17 protein-coding genes and 1 pseudogene are annotated in these 16,328 nt (G+C 38.7%); 4 read left to right on the top strand and 14 right to left on the bottom strand.

Annotated features, from left to right (window positions below):
* The 6 genes and pseudogenes from ACFVSH_RS10270 to ACFVSH_RS10245 all read right to left on the bottom strand — a co-directional run.
* Window positions 1–308: pseudogene (locus ACFVSH_RS10270) on the bottom strand (oligoendopeptidase F); the annotation flags it as partial.
* 191 nt (window positions 309–499) lie between these two features.
* Complete coding sequence (locus ACFVSH_RS10265) at window positions 500–1,708, bottom strand: competence protein CoiA (protein WP_387705836.1); 1,209 nt, start codon at window positions 1,706–1,708, stop codon at window positions 500–502.
* 96 nt (window positions 1,709–1,804) lie between these two features.
* On the bottom strand, window positions 1,805–3,313 hold the full coding sequence (gene cls, locus ACFVSH_RS10260) for a cardiolipin synthase (protein WP_387596238.1): 1,509 nt from the start codon (window positions 3,311–3,313) through the stop codon (window positions 1,805–1,807).
* A 114-nt stretch (window positions 3,314–3,427) separates the two neighbouring features.
* Window positions 3,428–4,096 carry an adaptor protein MecA gene (mecA, locus tag ACFVSH_RS10255; RefSeq protein WP_260284003.1) on the bottom strand — a complete coding sequence of 223 codons (669 nt, stop codon included), beginning with the start codon at window positions 4,094–4,096 and terminating at the stop codon, window positions 3,428–3,430.
* 482 nt (window positions 4,097–4,578) lie between these two features.
* The gene (gene spxA / locus ACFVSH_RS10250) at window positions 4,579–4,974 is read right to left on the bottom strand and encodes a transcriptional regulator SpxA (RefSeq protein WP_034314502.1); all 396 of its coding nucleotides are present in this window, start codon (window positions 4,972–4,974) and stop codon (window positions 4,579–4,581) included.
* A gap of 589 nt (window positions 4,975–5,563) precedes the next feature.
* Window positions 5,564–6,145: a GNAT family N-acetyltransferase gene (locus ACFVSH_RS10245; RefSeq protein WP_387596242.1), complete on the bottom strand. Its 582-nt coding sequence runs from the start codon at window positions 6,143–6,145 to the stop codon at window positions 5,564–5,566.
* Between the two features lie 96 nt (window positions 6,146–6,241).
* On the opposite strand from ACFVSH_RS10245, the gene ACFVSH_RS10240 reads away from it, so the two are divergent.
* On the top strand, window positions 6,242–6,430 hold the full coding sequence (locus ACFVSH_RS10240; RefSeq protein WP_192203711.1) for a hypothetical protein: 189 nt from the start codon (window positions 6,242–6,244) through the stop codon (window positions 6,428–6,430).
* Window positions 6,431–6,480: 50 nt separating this feature from the next.
* On the opposite strand, the gene ACFVSH_RS10235 is transcribed toward ACFVSH_RS10240, so the two are convergent.
* Entirely contained in the window at window positions 6,481–7,626 is a 1,146-nt protein-coding gene (locus tag ACFVSH_RS10235) for a putative glycoside hydrolase (RefSeq protein WP_387705838.1), read from the bottom strand.
* A 573-nt stretch (window positions 7,627–8,199) separates the two neighbouring features.
* On the opposite strand from ACFVSH_RS10235, the gene trpS reads away from it, so the two are divergent.
* Window positions 8,200–9,186 carry a tryptophan--tRNA ligase gene (gene trpS / locus ACFVSH_RS10230; RefSeq protein WP_387705835.1) on the top strand — a complete coding sequence of 329 codons (987 nt, stop codon included), beginning with the start codon at window positions 8,200–8,202 and terminating at the stop codon, window positions 9,184–9,186.
* A 35-nt stretch (window positions 9,187–9,221) separates the two neighbouring features.
* Here trpS and ACFVSH_RS10225 read toward each other — a convergent pair whose 3' ends face one another.
* The 4 genes from ACFVSH_RS10225 to ACFVSH_RS10210 all read right to left on the bottom strand — a co-directional run bounded on the left by ACFVSH_RS10225 (window position 9,222) and on the right by ACFVSH_RS10210 (window position 13,218).
* Entirely contained in the window at window positions 9,222–9,977 is a 756-nt protein-coding gene (locus ACFVSH_RS10225) for a YjbA family protein (protein WP_192208171.1), read from the bottom strand.
* Between the two features lie 108 nt (window positions 9,978–10,085).
* Complete coding sequence (locus ACFVSH_RS10220) at window positions 10,086–10,853, bottom strand: DUF2268 domain-containing putative Zn-dependent protease (RefSeq protein ID WP_387596246.1); 768 nt, start codon at window positions 10,851–10,853, stop codon at window positions 10,086–10,088.
* A gap of 140 nt (window positions 10,854–10,993) precedes the next feature.
* Entirely contained in the window at window positions 10,994–12,232 is a 1,239-nt protein-coding gene (fabF, locus tag ACFVSH_RS10215) for a beta-ketoacyl-ACP synthase II (protein ID WP_192203708.1), read from the bottom strand.
* A gap of 50 nt (window positions 12,233–12,282) precedes the next feature.
* Window positions 12,283–13,218 carry a beta-ketoacyl-ACP synthase III gene (locus ACFVSH_RS10210; protein WP_260284000.1) on the bottom strand — a complete coding sequence of 312 codons (936 nt, stop codon included), beginning with the start codon at window positions 13,216–13,218 and terminating at the stop codon, window positions 12,283–12,285.
* Between the two features lie 202 nt (window positions 13,219–13,420).
* On the opposite strand from ACFVSH_RS10210, the gene ACFVSH_RS10205 reads away from it, so the two are divergent.
* Window positions 13,421–13,645 (top strand): hypothetical protein, encoded by a 225-nt coding sequence (locus tag ACFVSH_RS10205; RefSeq protein ID WP_387596251.1) that lies wholly within the window; start codon window positions 13,421–13,423, stop codon window positions 13,643–13,645.
* Window positions 13,646–13,685: 40 nt separating this feature from the next.
* Here the strand turns inward: ACFVSH_RS10205 and ACFVSH_RS10200 are convergent, their stop codons facing one another.
* From ACFVSH_RS10200 to ACFVSH_RS10190, 3 genes are all read right to left on the bottom strand, one after another.
* Window positions 13,686–13,868: a ComZ family protein gene (locus ACFVSH_RS10200; RefSeq protein ID WP_034314525.1), complete on the bottom strand. Its 183-nt coding sequence runs from the start codon at window positions 13,866–13,868 to the stop codon at window positions 13,686–13,688.
* Between the two features lie 252 nt (window positions 13,869–14,120).
* Window positions 14,121–14,951: a Rossmann-fold NAD(P)-binding domain-containing protein gene (locus ACFVSH_RS10195; protein ID WP_387596254.1), complete on the bottom strand. Its 831-nt coding sequence runs from the start codon at window positions 14,949–14,951 to the stop codon at window positions 14,121–14,123.
* Window positions 14,952–15,053: 102 nt separating this feature from the next.
* A complete protein-coding gene (locus tag ACFVSH_RS10190; RefSeq protein ID WP_387705833.1) occupies window positions 15,054–15,776 on the bottom strand; it encodes an alpha/beta fold hydrolase in 723 nt (240 codons plus the stop codon).
* A gap of 293 nt (window positions 15,777–16,069) precedes the next feature.
* Here ACFVSH_RS10190 and ACFVSH_RS10185 point away from each other — a divergent pair, with 293 nt between their 5' ends.
* Entirely contained in the window at window positions 16,070–16,261 is a 192-nt protein-coding gene (locus tag ACFVSH_RS10185) for a YjzD family protein (RefSeq protein WP_387596260.1), read from the top strand.
* The last annotated feature ends 67 nt before the right edge of the window (window positions 16,262–16,328 follow it).

Genomic DNA, 16,328 nt, shown 5'->3' with positions numbered 1-16,328 from the left:
GCCCTATCCTCCATCCCTTGATAAAAAGGATTGGTTGTATCTTGATCATTGCGCATATGTGAATAAGAATAAACTTTCCCCAGCTTCTCGAATACCTCATCTTGGAATTGAAGGGCCGCAAATAATTTTTCTGCGCTTTCCCCCAACGTCCCTTTATGTGCTTCCGCCTTCTTGAGGTCTTCCTTTACCGCTTTGAAGGCAGCTTCCCAATCTTCCTCGGTTGCGAAGATATCTTCCAGTCTCCATGTATCTTCAGGAGCTATTTCACTTCTTGAAGGTAATGTATTTGCTTTTGTTTCCTGTGCCATAAAAAAATTCCTCCCCATTCTATAGAAACTTGCCATTGGGCTAAATCGTTAAACCGGATCGAACGCTGCAATACTTCATTCGGCGTTCATTCTTTCTTAAGTTTTCTTAATTCCCAGTTCTTATTACTATTTCTCCATTAACAAAAATAATCCTGCCCTTTCATCTGAATTCAAGATAAATAGAGATGTTATCACTGATTATACTGGATATTCCCCTTTTCCATCATCAATTTATGCTTATCATAGAAATCTTTTTCCATAATTTGAGCTTGATCACTGGTGAAGGGAGGGGTAATTTCCCTTTCAACTTTAAAAACCCCTTCTTTCAGTTTTGATAAATAACCAAATTTCATCAAAAGCATGATATATTGACCTACAGGATACTCGATGGGTTTTTCATGAAGCAATGGCAACGGTCTGAACCTTATTCCACCTTTTGTTGAACGCTTTCTAAAATTATGGATAATATCAGCCATAGAAATCTTTTCCCCTGTTCTTTTCTCATGAAACACATCCATGTATAACCATGCCTGCCATTCGATCGAGGCAGTTTCGATCAACAGCATCCCTCTGACCGGTACACCCACTTCAATTGGAAGTGTCGCAGGTGAAATATGATGTAAATATAGCCCTTCGAAAAAAGGATCGGATCTCCGTGCTGTTTTCACCCGATGGAGGGACCAGCCATTTCGTTTATATCTCCATGCGGGCAGAAAAGGGAATCTAAAGCAGTTTTGGGGCAATGCACGACTTGGGGGAAGGAACCTTAATGAAGCTGTTGTCAATTCGGCAAAGACGGTTCTGGGGGTAAAAGGAGTGAGGTTCTTCAATACTGATAAATGATCCGTTTCCGGGCAATACATCCAAAGAAAAGGGTGATGGAAGCTGCCGGTGACGAAGAGCCAGTGGAAGCGGGATAAACTGAATTCATACAAACTTTTCCTTTTTAAGCGTTTTGCAGCAAGGATCCAAATTGGCTTGATGCCTATGCTTTGATAGGCTTTTGTCCTTTCAATGAATTCAACCTCGGGGATAACTGAGCATTGAAATTCTATTGCATAGCGATTACCTCCTATCACAACCAAAATATCAGCCCTTTTCTTAATTTCGGGAAGGTAGGCTTCTAAAACCACTTGATAACCATGTGATAAGAACCACTGAAATAATTTTCTTTTTCCCAATAAATGATAGGCGGATTCCGGTTCTGAAGAAGCGCGGCATGACGAACTATTTTTATGGGCAAAATGCGGGATCCTGACTTTTCCCGCCTTGATGGTCATTTCCATCTTACAGCATGGACAGTAATAATCTGCTGACTTTCTCCATTCATCAATCACGTTTACCGGTATCTTTTCAGGAAGGGTAACCCATGTCCCATCTTTCTTCATAGCAGTTAGCATATATCTCCTCCTCATCCACTACATTCGCCTGTTTTGCTCAGGATTCCTTTTAATCCGAAAAAAAAAAAAATGCCTTATCGGCATCAAAGAAAGTATCTAAAGAAGGGGTGAAAGCAATCGGCAAGTGGACTCCAAAACCTTCAAACCGAAATTCCGTTTGGAAAACGCACCAATCTCCACTTCTTGGGATACCTTTATATCTTCCAAAAAATCATTCACCAGTTGCTGAGTACTTTCTGTCCGGTAAAGAAAAGCATTGACTTCGAAATTCAGGTGAAAGCTCCTCATATCCATATTGGTTGTCCCAATTGATGCCAGTTGATCATCCACGATGATGATTTTACTATGCATGAACCCTTCATTATATTGGAATATACGAGCTCCGGAAGCAAGCAATTCGGGAAAATAAGTTCTCGAAGCATGAAATACGATACGTTTATCGGGGTTCTTCGGGACGAGCAGCCTGACATCCAAACCACTTAAGGCGGCCACCTTCAATGCTTGTAAGATATCGTCATCAGGAACGAAATACGGGGAAGCTATCCAGACGGACTTTTCTGCTGAAGTGATCATCTTAAAAAAAATGCTTTTTATGATCGTCCACTCACTATCAGGCCCGCCGCCAATCAATTGAATTCCGCCATGTCCGTGATGGTTCGGCAGTCCGGCCATGAGATATTCATCACTTAAAAAACTATTATTGGTGCTATAATACCAATCCTGGAGAAATATGAGCTGTAAAGTCCTGACAGCTTCCCCCTTTATGATAAGGTGCGTATCCCGCCAAGAACCGAATTTCCGATCTTGTCCCAAATATTCATCCCCAATATTGAGACCGCCGATGAAACCGACAGAGCCATCTATCACAATTATTTTACGATGGTTACGAAAGTTGAATTTATTATTTAATAAAGGGAGATGCAGCGGACCAAAGGCCACCATTTCGGCTCCCGCATTCTTCAGTTCATCGATATAAGAACGTGCTAACTTCCAAGAACCAACCGCATCATATAGAAATCGGACCTCTACCCCCTCTTTTACTTTTTGTATCAAGATGTCTTTTAACAGTCTGCCAATGCGGTCATCCCTAACAATATAATATTCTAAATGGATATGATGCCTGGCTTTTTTTAATTCTTCGATGATATTGGAAAATGTTTCATCACCATTCCTTAAAACCCGGGTTTCAGTCTGAAATGAAATAGGGCTATTCCCCAGCCTATTTGCAAGAGTGATTAACTGCTGAGGGTTCTCGCCCATTTCCTTAATTCGTTCATTATAATCCGCTTCGCAGCTTATTTTCACGAAACTCTGTTTGTCCAAAAAGTACTTCTTGCGAAATATCCTCTCTTTCCGAAAATTTCGGCCAAACAAAAAGTAAAAAATGAAACCGATGAATGGGAAAGCGCCAAAAATGACAAGCCATGTTATGGTCTGGATGGGATCTCGGTTTTCCATGAAAATGTTGAATCCAATTATCACCAAGAAAAGGGTCAATATAAGACTAGAATAAAAAATCAGCCCGCCATCGACGCCATTTATTAGAAAATGCCATGTACTGACCAACAAGAGAATAAGCAGACCGACGCCAACTATATTCTTCACCTAGACTACCTCCAATTAACAAACACAGGCATATTTAAAAAACCTCCATGCTAAGGCAAAAACATTTATTCTTGGACGAAAAGGCCGATTTCTACTGAAATCGGCCTCAACAGTCTATGCGAAATATTTATCGACCGTTGTGAATACATCATTTTCGATAACTATCTTCCCGTACTCTTCAAGCATGTGCACCGTTATAGGTGACTCCTGACTATATTCCAATAAAAGACTTAAAACATTATCGATTTCTTCCTCATCAATCTCCGCCTCGGAAAATTCGATATAAAGATAATATTTATTCTGATAAACATAAAGTTTTGTCGTCCATTCATCCAAGCCCTGACGCTTGCTTAATGAAATGACATCTTCAAAATCCTCGAAAGTTGTGATGAATTCAATCATACCATCTTCGAATGTCATACCGCTTTCTTCATCTTTACCATGAAAATGTTGATCAATAAGCGTATCCATCTTGTCTGATACATTCAAATCCCTTAACTTATCATCTGAAAGAGGCAACTCGAGTTTCTGACCATCTTTGGCAAGCTGGGCTTTTGTGACCAAAACTTCCAAGCCTTTTTCAAGGGCTTGAACTTGAATCCATAAGGGTCCTTCAATCATGAATTCTTCTTCTTGATGCACTTCATCCATCATTTCCCAAAAAAGCTCCTCACTTCGCTCGCGGCTGTACCAAATTTCTTCGCGATCAAAGCCTCTTTCCTCAATATCTATATAGGAAATATAAAATTTAACTGTATCGTCATTAATGCGTTCGATTTCCATGATTCCCCTCTCCCTTCCTTTCTCATTTTGAAGGGATAATAACCCCCAAGCGAAAATTGCTCTTAAAAGCTCTTTACCCGTAAGTGAATACTGTAAATCATGATAGTCATTAAAACGGACTATTTTACATCATTTTATGACAAAACCTTGAAGAAGGGAAATAAAAAACATTACTTATCTAAAAAACAATTGTTTGCCTAATATTCCATTCATTCTATAAAATAATTCATCCTGATGCAACTATCATAATGCTTTATTCAATACTGCCATTAATGCCTTATTATATACACAGCATGATGAGCTGCATTCATTATTTTTTCTTTAAATGATGACCGGGTCAAGGGACCTGCTGCAAACCCAAAACGTCTGATGCCGCCTAAGGATTCTTTTATGTTCCCCTTCATTAAGTTAAAAAAATCAGTGAAACGTTATGTATAAAGAAAAAGCCCTGCACATTTCCTGGCAGAGCTTGAAAGACCTTATTAGTTGACCATACGTTGTGCTTCCCGTAACTGGAAGGTACGGACTTTACGTGGTAAAAAGCGTCTTATCTCATCTTCATTATAACCAACTTGAAGCCGTTTCTCGTCAAGGATAATTGGACGTCTTAACAGACCTGGATTCTCCTTGATCAATTTATATAATTCTTGAAGAGGCAGGCTCTCTAAATTTACGTTTAACTTTTGGAAAGTTTTTGACCGTGTTGAAATGATTTCATCGGTTCCATCTTCCGTCATTCGAAGAATTTCTTTAATCTCATCAATCGTTAACGGTTCTGAAAAAATGTTTCTTTCTTTATATCCAATCTCATGTTCCTCTAACCATGCTTTTGCTTTTCTGCATGAAGTACAACTAGGTGATGTATATAATGTTACCATGTTTTCTCACACTCCCTAAATATAGAATCGGTGATCTATGAGGGGAAATCTACTATTAGTATTCATAAGTACCACTCTAATTTGAAATAATTTTAATTAAGTATTTCATTTTCTTTATTATACACTAATTTATTTAAAATGAATACCCTTTTTGATATTTGGAAAAATCCTTTTAAACTTCTAGTTTAGCCTGTACTATAGCTTTTTCCGTTTTTTATGTAATACATTAAAACTGCTTTTTCTAATTGAAAATACCTACCTACCATTCTCATTTAACTCTCAATACGGCCCTCATGATTCTTTAAATAACTCTTTACTTTTATTTACCCCCAATCTTTGTCAATAAACAAGATCATGTTAATATATTTTCTTTAATCAAATGCAAATTCCTCCTTTTACATTAAAAACCATTCTTTTAGCACATATATTTCCAAAAATAAAAACAATTCAAAAATCAGCTATTTAGATATTCATTTTAATGCAAAATATGCACAATAAGAAAAGACAGTTTGCAAACGTTCCGGTTGTTTTCTGCTGGGACACTTTTTGACAAATTAAAAAGGGCCAGTGAAACAACCGGCCCTTTTACTCAAATTTGCACCTCTTTAAAAATATCCGTTTCCTGACCTGCATTCAAGCTTAGTACATCCTCTACATCTTGATAAGATTTCCCATAAAGATCATCATCTTTGTAAGTATGGATTTCAGAATAAATCTCTTTCATGAAATCAAATACGTCTTCTTCATCAACAGATGGAGATGCGGGCCAATATAAGATTTCCATAGGCGTATCCTCCTTGGTGGCAAGCGATTTTCTGCTGTAGGAGATCGAAGAGGCATGCCGGAACCCTTCCCTTTTATAAAATTTCAGCCTTTTAAATGTGTCATCATCATTTTCTTGTACTGGTTCTACTTCCAGCAAGATCGTTTTCTGCTTTTTTTGCAATTTTTGAATCAATTTCCTCCCTAGTCCCTGCCCCCTTGATTTCTTTGATACAAAAAGGTAATCAATAAATATAAACTCTTCCCCTTCCACATACAATAAAACATGGTCGGGACCTTCATCTTTTTTATATATTTCCTGCTTATCTTCTAAAAGGACTTCTATATGTTCTTTGGACTTCATCTCTTCAATAGGGAAATACTGGTTTAGCTTTTCGTACCAATTCATAATTTAATCTCCTCATTTGCTAGTTTATACTTTCCAGATTATTTCTTATCCACTACAATGGAACTTGAATAGCTTGAAAATATTAGGAGGGTTTTGATGATCAGTTACTTTTTGGACTTTTTTTTAGTCGCTGCTTGCGTTATTGGCATTACAGCCGTGAATGGCGTTGTGACGAATGGCATCGGCGAAAAATGGTTTGGCGGGAAACGTCACTCTCATATTTTCGATCATTCGAAACGAATTCAGTCAGGGTGGAGTCAAGTTGGCGGGAATAAAAAGCGGTAATTCAGAGAGAATATGGATGACCGGAAGAAACTTCCTAGGTCATCCTTATTTCATGGGGTATAGTCTACTCCCTTTGTATATCGATTTGCTGCATTCCATAATAAGTATTCATCAATACCATTGTCTTTCAATGCTTTTATTTGGGCTTCCACTTCTTCCTTACCATACCTTTGGTAATTCCCCTCTCCTAAATATGAGGCAGTAAAGTCTTGTAACCAAGGTCTTGAAGTAGGTGGTGTTTTTAATTCCTTAAGCTTTCCGTTCTCTAATTTTGCATATTCCTTAACGAGATTATAAGGCTCCAAATCCGGCTTATCGATACCAAAATAAGATGTCCAGTGACTCGGGTAGATCATCGAGGAAATTACATCAACATTTTCAGAGATTTTTGTGAAGTTTTGCCCAATTCCGGGAGCTTCAGGCAATGTAGCTGCATATCCAAAAATATCCACTGATACTTCCACACCATATGGCTCCAGTTGTTCCCTCGCATAACTTACGAAATCAGTCACTGCCTGAACCCTTTTAGCTGTATTACTCACTTTCGCTTCATCATATTCACCTACATCATATTTCAAATCATCTTCTTTATTTTCGAATCCTTCGGGAAAACGGACATAGTCAAATTGAATTTCTTTAAAACCCAACTTTGCCGCTTCAATGGCAATACCGACATTATAATCCCACACCTCTTTTAAGAATGGGTTAACGAAGGCTTCCCCTCGACCATTCTTCCATACCTTTTCTCCATCTAAAAAAGACAATTCAGGTTTCTCTTTGGCCAAATGGGAGTCTTTAAAGACGACTACCCTTGCAATTGGATAAATCTGTTTATCCTCAAATTTTTTCAGCATTGACCTTGGTTTTTTTATGTAGTCTTTACCGATCCCAGCATATGGAGAATCGGGATCTTCGGGTTTATACGTAACGTTCCCCCTGTCATCCTTAATGTCAATGACCATCGCATTCAAATCGGTTTCATCTACATAATTAATAAGTTCATTCAATTTATTGCCGCCAGCTGCAGGACCTGTCACATATATTCCGCGCACAGCATCCGGGTAGTCGAATTTCAACCCCGAATCAAAAACAAAACGCGGTACGCTCACAGGCAATTCTTTATTTTCTAATGCCACCTGCCTGGTTTCATTCATGCCTTGCGCATGAACTGGCTGTTGAATCAGGAATATGCACATACCTGTCATCAACAATTTACACAATGGTTTCATTTTCTCCACCTCATTCGCCATCAGTCATCAATATTCAACAAATATAATAAACCCCTTTCTTTAATACCACAAACAATTCACTTTACTCCTATATATTAAAAATAATTTAAAAAACTGCTTTATAAAGTTTCAGCCTTAAGAATACGATCATAATCCTGTATTCCCTTGTTAGTATCCTTCCCTAAAATGCTCTGCTCATTGTGCTATATGTTAAACGGTTTGATTTTCCTTGAACCCTTCATTTCTTCCATGTCAAAATAAAGAAACGGAAAATCCAATCTATCGGCTTGATTGCCGTTTCGATTATACATTTAATATGAATAAATGCTAAAATACAGTATAGTGGACATTTCGTATTCTCAGAATGGCATCGATACAGGACAAAACGGCCCTCCACAAGATTTAAATGAGCGTTTTTCCCCATCACGGGAGCACGCACATTTCTTTCAAAGAAAGTGGATTCATTTTCTATTTATCCTTACAATAATGAAGAACGAATATCCATTTATCAATAAACGCATTTAGAGGAGTGACTAGCAGTTGAAAAGGATTTTCTCCGGCATTCAGCCATCCGGTTCCGTTACTTTAGGAAATTACATCGGAGCCATGAAACAATTCGTTAACTTACAAAATGAATATGAATGTTTCTTTTGTATTGTTGACCAGCATGCAATTACAGTTCCACAAGATCGCATTAAGTTAAGGAAAAACATTAAAACATTGGCCGCTTTATATTTGGCCATTGGTTTGGATCCTGAAAAGAATACCATCTTCATTCAATCAGAAGTACCTGCGCATGCTCAGGCAGGCTGGATTTTACAAAGTATATCCTATATTGGGGAACTTGAGAGAATGACGCAATTCAAGGACAAATCCGCTGGCAAAGAAGGGGTATCCGCAGCACTGCTTACATACCCGCCGTTAATGGCTGCCGATATTCTCCTTTATAGTACAGATGTGGTTCCTGTCGGGGAGGATCAAAGACAGCATCTTGAATTGACACGCGATTTGGCTGAACGGTTCAATAAAAAGCATAATGACATTTTTAAAATTCCGGAAATCAGCCTCCCTACAGAAGGGGCCCGTATCATGTCCCTTCAGGAACCAACCAAGAAAATGAGCAAATCTGATCCTAATAAAAAGGCAACGATTGCCTTATTGGATGATCCGAAGCAAATCGAAAAAAACATCAAAAGCGCAGTTACCGATTCGGAAGGTATTGTCCGTTATGATAAGGAAAACAAAGCGGGTGTTTCCAACCTGATGTCCATATACTCCATCTTCAGTGGAAAATCCTATCCAGAAATTGAAGAGATGTATGAAGGTAAAGGTTATGGTGACTTTAAAAGTGATTTGGCTGAGGTGGTTCTTGGGGAAATCCTACCAATCCAGGAACGCTTTAATGAATTGATCGATTCACCTGAATTGGATGAAATTCTGGACCGCGGTGCAGAAAAGGCGAATATTGAAGCCAATAAAATGATCAGAAAAATGTATAATGGCATGGGACTAGGCAGAAAGAGATAAAAAAAAGACGATCCTCATCGGATCGTCTTTTTTGTTCATAATATCGATGGGCTATCGCCAGCCTCCACTTGCCAAAGCTTTTCAAAAAAAGGCTGCCCCTTCACAAGGTTTTCACAAAGTTGAAGGTGCTTCTCCGACCAGCCTTCCTTCATTTCTTCATATAACTCAAGCCAAGCTATCTGAAAATCCATTTCTTGAATGTTTTCATATTTCTCAGGGGCCCATTCTGTATACCAATAACGGATTTCAGCAGTGTTTTTCGCAGTGAATAATTGGTCCATGGCCATGAATAACAATTGCTTAAGCTGTCTCTCTTTTCTTGTCAGACCGTTCATGAATAAGGGAGACGGCGACAAAATATGATATTCTTTCTCAGATGTAGGTTTTTCAGTAAAGGTGTAATCCATCTCATCATGGTTTTCTATCATGTCATAAACAATTTGTTCCTGCCGGGGAATTATTCTGCTTTTCCTGATCGGAATATGATAACCTATCGTATCAACAGCTAAAATTCCATTTCCATCAGTCACGATAAAACAATAGTCAAGCTGAATTCTTTCATGATTTTTCCTTGCATATGCTTTTTGATAAACATCATTGAGCAATGGCTTAGGTAATTCTGACAAGTCGTTCTCTATGTAGTGGAACAATGTTGAAGACACTTTCAACAAAGGAACTTGATCTAATAGTTCGATCCCGTCATCCTTCCTCCATTCATGAAAATGACAAATATTATAGCCGTTTTCTTCTCCTTCAAACCAGTTAACCCATACATCATGAAGATATAGCATCATTCATCCCTCACTTAAACAAATTTCTGTTTGTCAATCAGTATAGGCAGGAACCATACAATTTATTCCTATTCTAGAAAACAGATTAAGAAAAAAAGAACGTATATATTAACTCTTTTTTGATAAGAATTCTTCAGATTGGATAATAAATGATCTCTTCACAGAGAGTTCAAAATTTTTCACCAGGTAATAACCACTACAGTATCCAAGCATATATGGATATCCTTTCGTCCCAAGCAGAAGTGCATCATGAAGAGGGTCTGTACGTTTTATCTTGTGCTTTTCCTCTAAATGCCTGATCCAAAATTCCCGTAGTTTATCTTCCTGATATAACTTAGTCCAATTCGCTAAAAATTTTGCTCCTAAATATTTTTCCACCGTTCTTTCTGCCAGTCCTTCCATGATCATCGTATCCAGGAGAGTGTAGTCTTTTTGGTCCTTTTTCAAATGATGCAGACGGCAAACATGATGATATTCATGAATCAACAGGGCCTCCATTTCCTTTTCGGCCATCCCCTTGCCGTAAAAAAGGAATAGTTTATCTTTAAATGCCAACCCTGACTTCGTTTCAACTTTTTTATTCCATATTCCTGAAGACATAAGCGGAAAAATATATATGGGAACATCAGGCCCTCCCCAAAGCTTCTTATAAGCTGTAAACAAGCTTTCTGTTTTTTCCCATGCATTATTTTCTTTTAAATCTTCCCATATGAGTTTTGTTTTTTGATTCGGCGAATACATGCCATGCTTTAATAAATGATGATAAATCATGTCCGCATCAAGGATATTGTTGAATGTACTTTTAAGTCTTTCCATCATCCTGACCGGGCGGTTGAATTCCTTCTTCATCCATTCATCGGTTGAAATGACTCCCATTTCCCATACACCCCCGCTTCTTTTGACTATCGTATGATTTCAAGAAGGCGGTTGACACATTTTATATCCCTTGCATTTTCATTTTCCCTTAAAAATAAAAAGAGCAGATCCCAAAAGATCTGCTGCCCTTCCTTCATAACTTATTTATACTTCTTGAAAAGAATGGTTGCGTTATGTCCACCGAATCCAAGTGAATTGCTTATGGCTACATTGATTTCGCCCTTCCTTGCTTGATTCGGAACATAGTCCAAATCACACTCAGGGTCTGGTGTTTCAATATTGATGGTTGGAGGCAAAATGCTGTCCCTTATTGCCTGAATCGTGAATATTGCTTCCACACCGCCAGCTGCCCCTAACATATGGCCTGTCATCGATTTAGTGGAACTTATTGCTAGTTTATTAGCATGGTCGCCAAAGACTTCTTTGACTGCCATCGTTTCGTATTTGTCATTGTATGGCGTACTCGTTCCGTGGGCATTCACATATTGGATGTCTTCCGGATTCAAACCTGCATCCTCAATTGCAATTTTCATTGCTCTTGCCCCGCCTTCTCCACCTGGTGCCGGAGCGGTAATATGGAAGGCATCTCCAGTTGAGCCATAACCAGCTATTTCAGCATAAATCTTGGCTCCTCTATTCAATGCATGTTCAAGATCTTCCAGAACGATAATTCCCGATCCTTCCCCAATTACGAAACCATCACGATTAAGATCAAAAGGACGGCTAGCTGTTTGTGGATCAGGATTGGTCGATAAAGCCGTATTTGCACAGAAACCTGCAACAGACATTTTCGTGATTGGCGCTTCTGCCCCGCCTGTGATCATGACATCGGCATCACCCCGTTGAATGGCTTTAAACGCATCTCCAATTGAATTTGTTCCTGTTGCACAGGCTGTTACCGTACATGAATTGATGCCTTTTGCACCCAGTAAGATAGAAACCTGGCCGGCTGCCATGTCCGGAATCATCATTGGAACGAAAAATGGGCTCACCCGCTTATATCCTCTGTTTAAAAAGTTTTCATGCTGTGTTTCAAGTGTCTCCAGCCCGCCGATACCCGAACCGATCCAGACCCCGACACGTGCAGCATTTTCATCGGTTATTTCCAGCTTGCTATCATTATATGCCATAACGGAAGCGGCAATTGCATAGTGGGTAAAACGGTCCATTTTGCGCGCTTCTTTACGATTTATATATGTCTCTATATCAAATTCCTTGATTTCAGCAGCCACTTTAACGGGGAATTCTTCAGCATTCAAACGAGTTAAAGGTCCTATTCCCGATTTCCCCTCGATTATATTCTTCCATCCAGTTTCTGCATCATTACCAACTGGAGAGATTGCTCCAATACCTGTTACAACTACACGGCGTTTAGTCATTAAAAATGGCTCCTTCCTATTTTTAAAGCACTTACGTTTTGCTTCTTCTTTTATTTACCCCACCTAAGAGCGATCGCTCCCCATGTAAGGCCACCACCAAAACCGACCATGACGATTAAGTCATTGTCCTTGATTCTACCCGCTTCCATTTCTTCCACAAGGGCAATTGGAATGGACGCTGATGAAGTATTTCCATATTTATGAATCGTTTTTGTCATTTTTTCAAGCGGGAGATCCAATCGTTCCCTTGACGCTTCCATGATGCGTATGTTTGCTTGATGCGGGACAAGCAGATCCACATCTTCTTTTGTCAAACCAGCTTTGTCCAATACACCCAGGCTGGATTCCCCCATCTGACGGACAGCAAATTTAAATACTTCACGTCCATTCATTTGAATGAAATCTCCTTCCTGTAATAAGTGCTTCCCACCTGTTCCATCTGCGCCTAATTCAAAGGAAAGGACTCCTTTGCCATCAGATACAGGTCCAAGTACAACTGCACCTGCTCCGTCACCAAAAAGTACAGCAGTGTTACGGTCTTCCCAATTGGTTACTTTCGAAAGTTTTTCAACACCGACAATCAACACATGCTTATATGCACCTGTCTTAATAAATTGCTGTGCCGTGATCATTCCATACATAAAACCAGCACATGCTGCACTTACATCCATTGCAGCTGCCTTCATAGCTCCCAATTTCTCTTGAATCATGCAAGCGACAGAAGGAAACGGCTGATCAGGTGTAACAGTTGCTACAAGAATTAAATCTATCTTTTCAGCAGAAATTTCCGCATTTTTCAATGCAGCTTTTGCGGCTTCATAAGCCATATCTGATGTATCAATATCATCATTTGCAATTCTTCTTTCCTCAATACCCGTCCTAGTCCGGATCCACTCGTCGGAAGTGTCCATAATTTTTTCTAAATCCGCATTTGTAACGATTTTTTCGGGTAAGTAGCGGCCAAGCCCTAATATTCCAGCATTCATCTTGCCATCCCCTTATATTTTAATGAGTTATTATAATCATCTATTATTACCTGGTACTAATTTTATATAAAAAAAGACTTCCTTGCAAGAGTTAACAGTTTGAAAAGCTAAAGAAATCTCTTTCAGAAGTCGGACGAGCGCCTATGCCAAGGGAATTTTAGGACATACATTATAAATAAAGGGAGTATAGGAGGTATTCATTGTGGACATCTTCAATCGCAACCGCGAAAGAAACCCGGATGATCATTTTTCGAATTTGATGTTTGGCAGGAAAGCTGAACCGGAACAAGAAGAGGAATCAAAGGTTGATTACATGCAATTGATGGAGAGCGTTGAAACATTGATGGACATATACAGTCAATACAAACCGACCATCGATAATATCGATCTGAACCCATTGATCGCCAAGTTCTTGAAAAAAGAGTAAAGAATCAAGGCTGCCCTTTAACTGGACAGCCTGCCTTTAATTAACGCTGTGCATCTTGTTTGCCAAGCTCATAAGCTTCTTGCATTACGCTTTTAAAGAGCTCCATGAATGGCTCTGCCATCTCCATTGAGAATGGAATCCCGCTTGCTTCAAGCTTCGCTTTAGCCTCTGGGAAGTATTTCATGGCGATTCCCATAAATTCAAGAGTTTTATCTGAACTCATTCGCGTTTCCCCCCTATCTTTTGAATATTCATCCAATTGATCATTGTGATGCCATATAAAGCTCAATATTATCATAATTCCACAACACCCTTTCGTAAAGGGCGCACATATAAAAAAATGAATATCTTTTGAGGAAAATTCCTATCCTTGAACATTATAGTACAAGACATATAGATTAGAGGCAAATATACAGTTTTGCCCTTCCCTAATATCGAAAGCTATCGATTTCATGTTTGGTTATCGCTCTCCAAGTCAGTCTCGCTTTCTCCACTTTTTAAGTAAGTTTATTCGTTTATTATGTTTTCTTTGTAAAGCAATGCCTTCTTCTGGTTCCATTTTGCATTGCACTTCAAATATTGTTCCTTTATTGATTTTAGTTGTTGATTGGGAAGTGAATGAATCCATACTTTCACCAAATATCAACTTGGCACACTTATTCCAATGGTCATCTATACTGCTGCACAATTGGATGTCCCTATCGGAAGAGGAGGTAAGCACTGGTTCCAAAGCGTTAACAAAGTCTGTGATATAGAGAGCATCTCCGGTATATTCGGCAGCAATTGCCGCATTGATATCAGACTGTCCAAGCTGATTGATTCCAGATTCAAAGCTCATGTTTTCCGATTGCCAAGGTCCAAAAATCGTCGGTAAGAATATGATTTTTGCAGAATCTATTTCACGAATCGAGCTTAATATGGACTGAAATATACTGTCATCTTTTTCAATGGGCATGAAAAGAACGAAATTTGGCATTTCATCCTTGCCATTTTTGAATTTCTCAATGAAGGAAACTATTTCGCCTATCAGAAAATCGATTTTGTCCAATTTTCCACTTTGAATATCGTAAAGAGATATGAACACCGTGTCCTGCTGTGAAATATCCAATAATTTAAGTTTATTAATCGGGAAGTATATATAATTTGAATTCCTGCCTATTTCAAGTTCCTTTTCTTCCATAATATACTGACTTGCTTCGGAATCAGCCCAATCGATTCCGATTACTTCTTTACCTTGGTTCAAAAAATATTGAGTCACATAGAATCCTACAAATCGATAAGTGCCAATGACAATGTTCGTTTGCATAAATACAGCCTCCTCTTATGCCATCAAGCCCACTTTACCCGGCACGTCTAGTTTTTTTAGATGCTGTATCGTATGCAAACTATTGTAAAAATATATCACTTCTCATAAAATCTCTTCATTCTCATTGAAAAACTTTTGTATTTGATAAGGAATTTTATAACGTTTTTCGGGCAATATATACGTCAGTTGCAAATCTTCTTTCCTAGCCAGCTGGATTTGCCGATAAAGGGAGGCTTGCTCTTTCCGTAAGCTTCCAAAAACCTGAATCACTTTCATGGGGATATTCTTTGCGATAACTGAATCCTCAGTGTCCAGGATATGCTGTTCACATTCTGCCGGATCGAGCTCATATGCAGCAGCAACCTCTGACAGCCACTTTTTATAGAAGAACTTGTTTTCCTTTTCTTTCTCAAGTTGTGCTTTCAAAGAAAAAACCGGATCAATCAATACAACAGACCGAATTTTACTTCCAAGTTCATTCATTAGCTTTAGGGCAAGTAGTGCGCCTGTCCCCTCTGCCAATATATGAACCCTTTGATTGACTATTTCTTTTTTCATGAAAAGAATATATAGGTTAAGGGAAAGGTCCAGTGCTTTAGGACTGCCCCAGTTGGCTCCGTGAAAATTGGATGAAAATAGCGTGTATCCGTATTCCTTTAAATATTCCAATATTTGCAGCCTGCCAGGATGCTGCAACCAAAAGCTGCTGTCTTTTTCGACAAAATGACTACGGTCTCCAATTACCATTACGGAAAAACCACTGGGCCGCTCTGGATAATAGATGATATTCCATTGGTCATCAATTTGAAAAGTTCGCTGTTCCATCGTTCAAACTCCTTTAAGGAATATTACTACTATATTAATTTATGAAGAAATATAGAAAGGGTAAGTGGAAACACCTAACTTTTTATCCTAAATTAACCAAGCATGGACGATTTTTGTTTTTATTTTCCTCTTTGAGTTCCCATTTGAAGTTTGGAACCAACTTGTCTGCCGGAAAAAGTTCTCTTATGATTTAATGTATTGGATTATTTAAAGGTTATTATTAAAAACACGTTTTAACTGTATATTAATTATGGTAAGATAAAAATGAATGTAGTGGAATGAGGTGAAATTCGATGCGTTATGCTTGGGCAATTTTTTGGGTATTCTTATTAATGCATATGACTGTATATGTTGTTTCTTCCATGATCGGAGTTTCATACGATGCTGCGCAGGGAACGATTTTAGGATTAGCTGCTGCTATCCTGATTTGTATCGTCCCTGCTATCTTGCCTGCCGGGCCAGCTAAAGACTCTCATCAACATTAAGAAGCAAAAAAGGACATCCTTTTTAGGATGTCCTTTTTGTTATACCGTACTCTGCTTATGTGTAAAC

The sequence above is a fragment of the Peribacillus sp. NPDC058002 genome (assembly GCF_042886655.1).
Classification (GTDB): domain Bacteria; phylum Bacillota; class Bacilli; order Bacillales; family DSM-1321; genus Peribacillus; species Peribacillus aracenensis.
The sequence above is the reverse complement of the archived record's forward strand: the minus strand, read 5'-3'. Positions and strand labels throughout refer to the sequence as shown.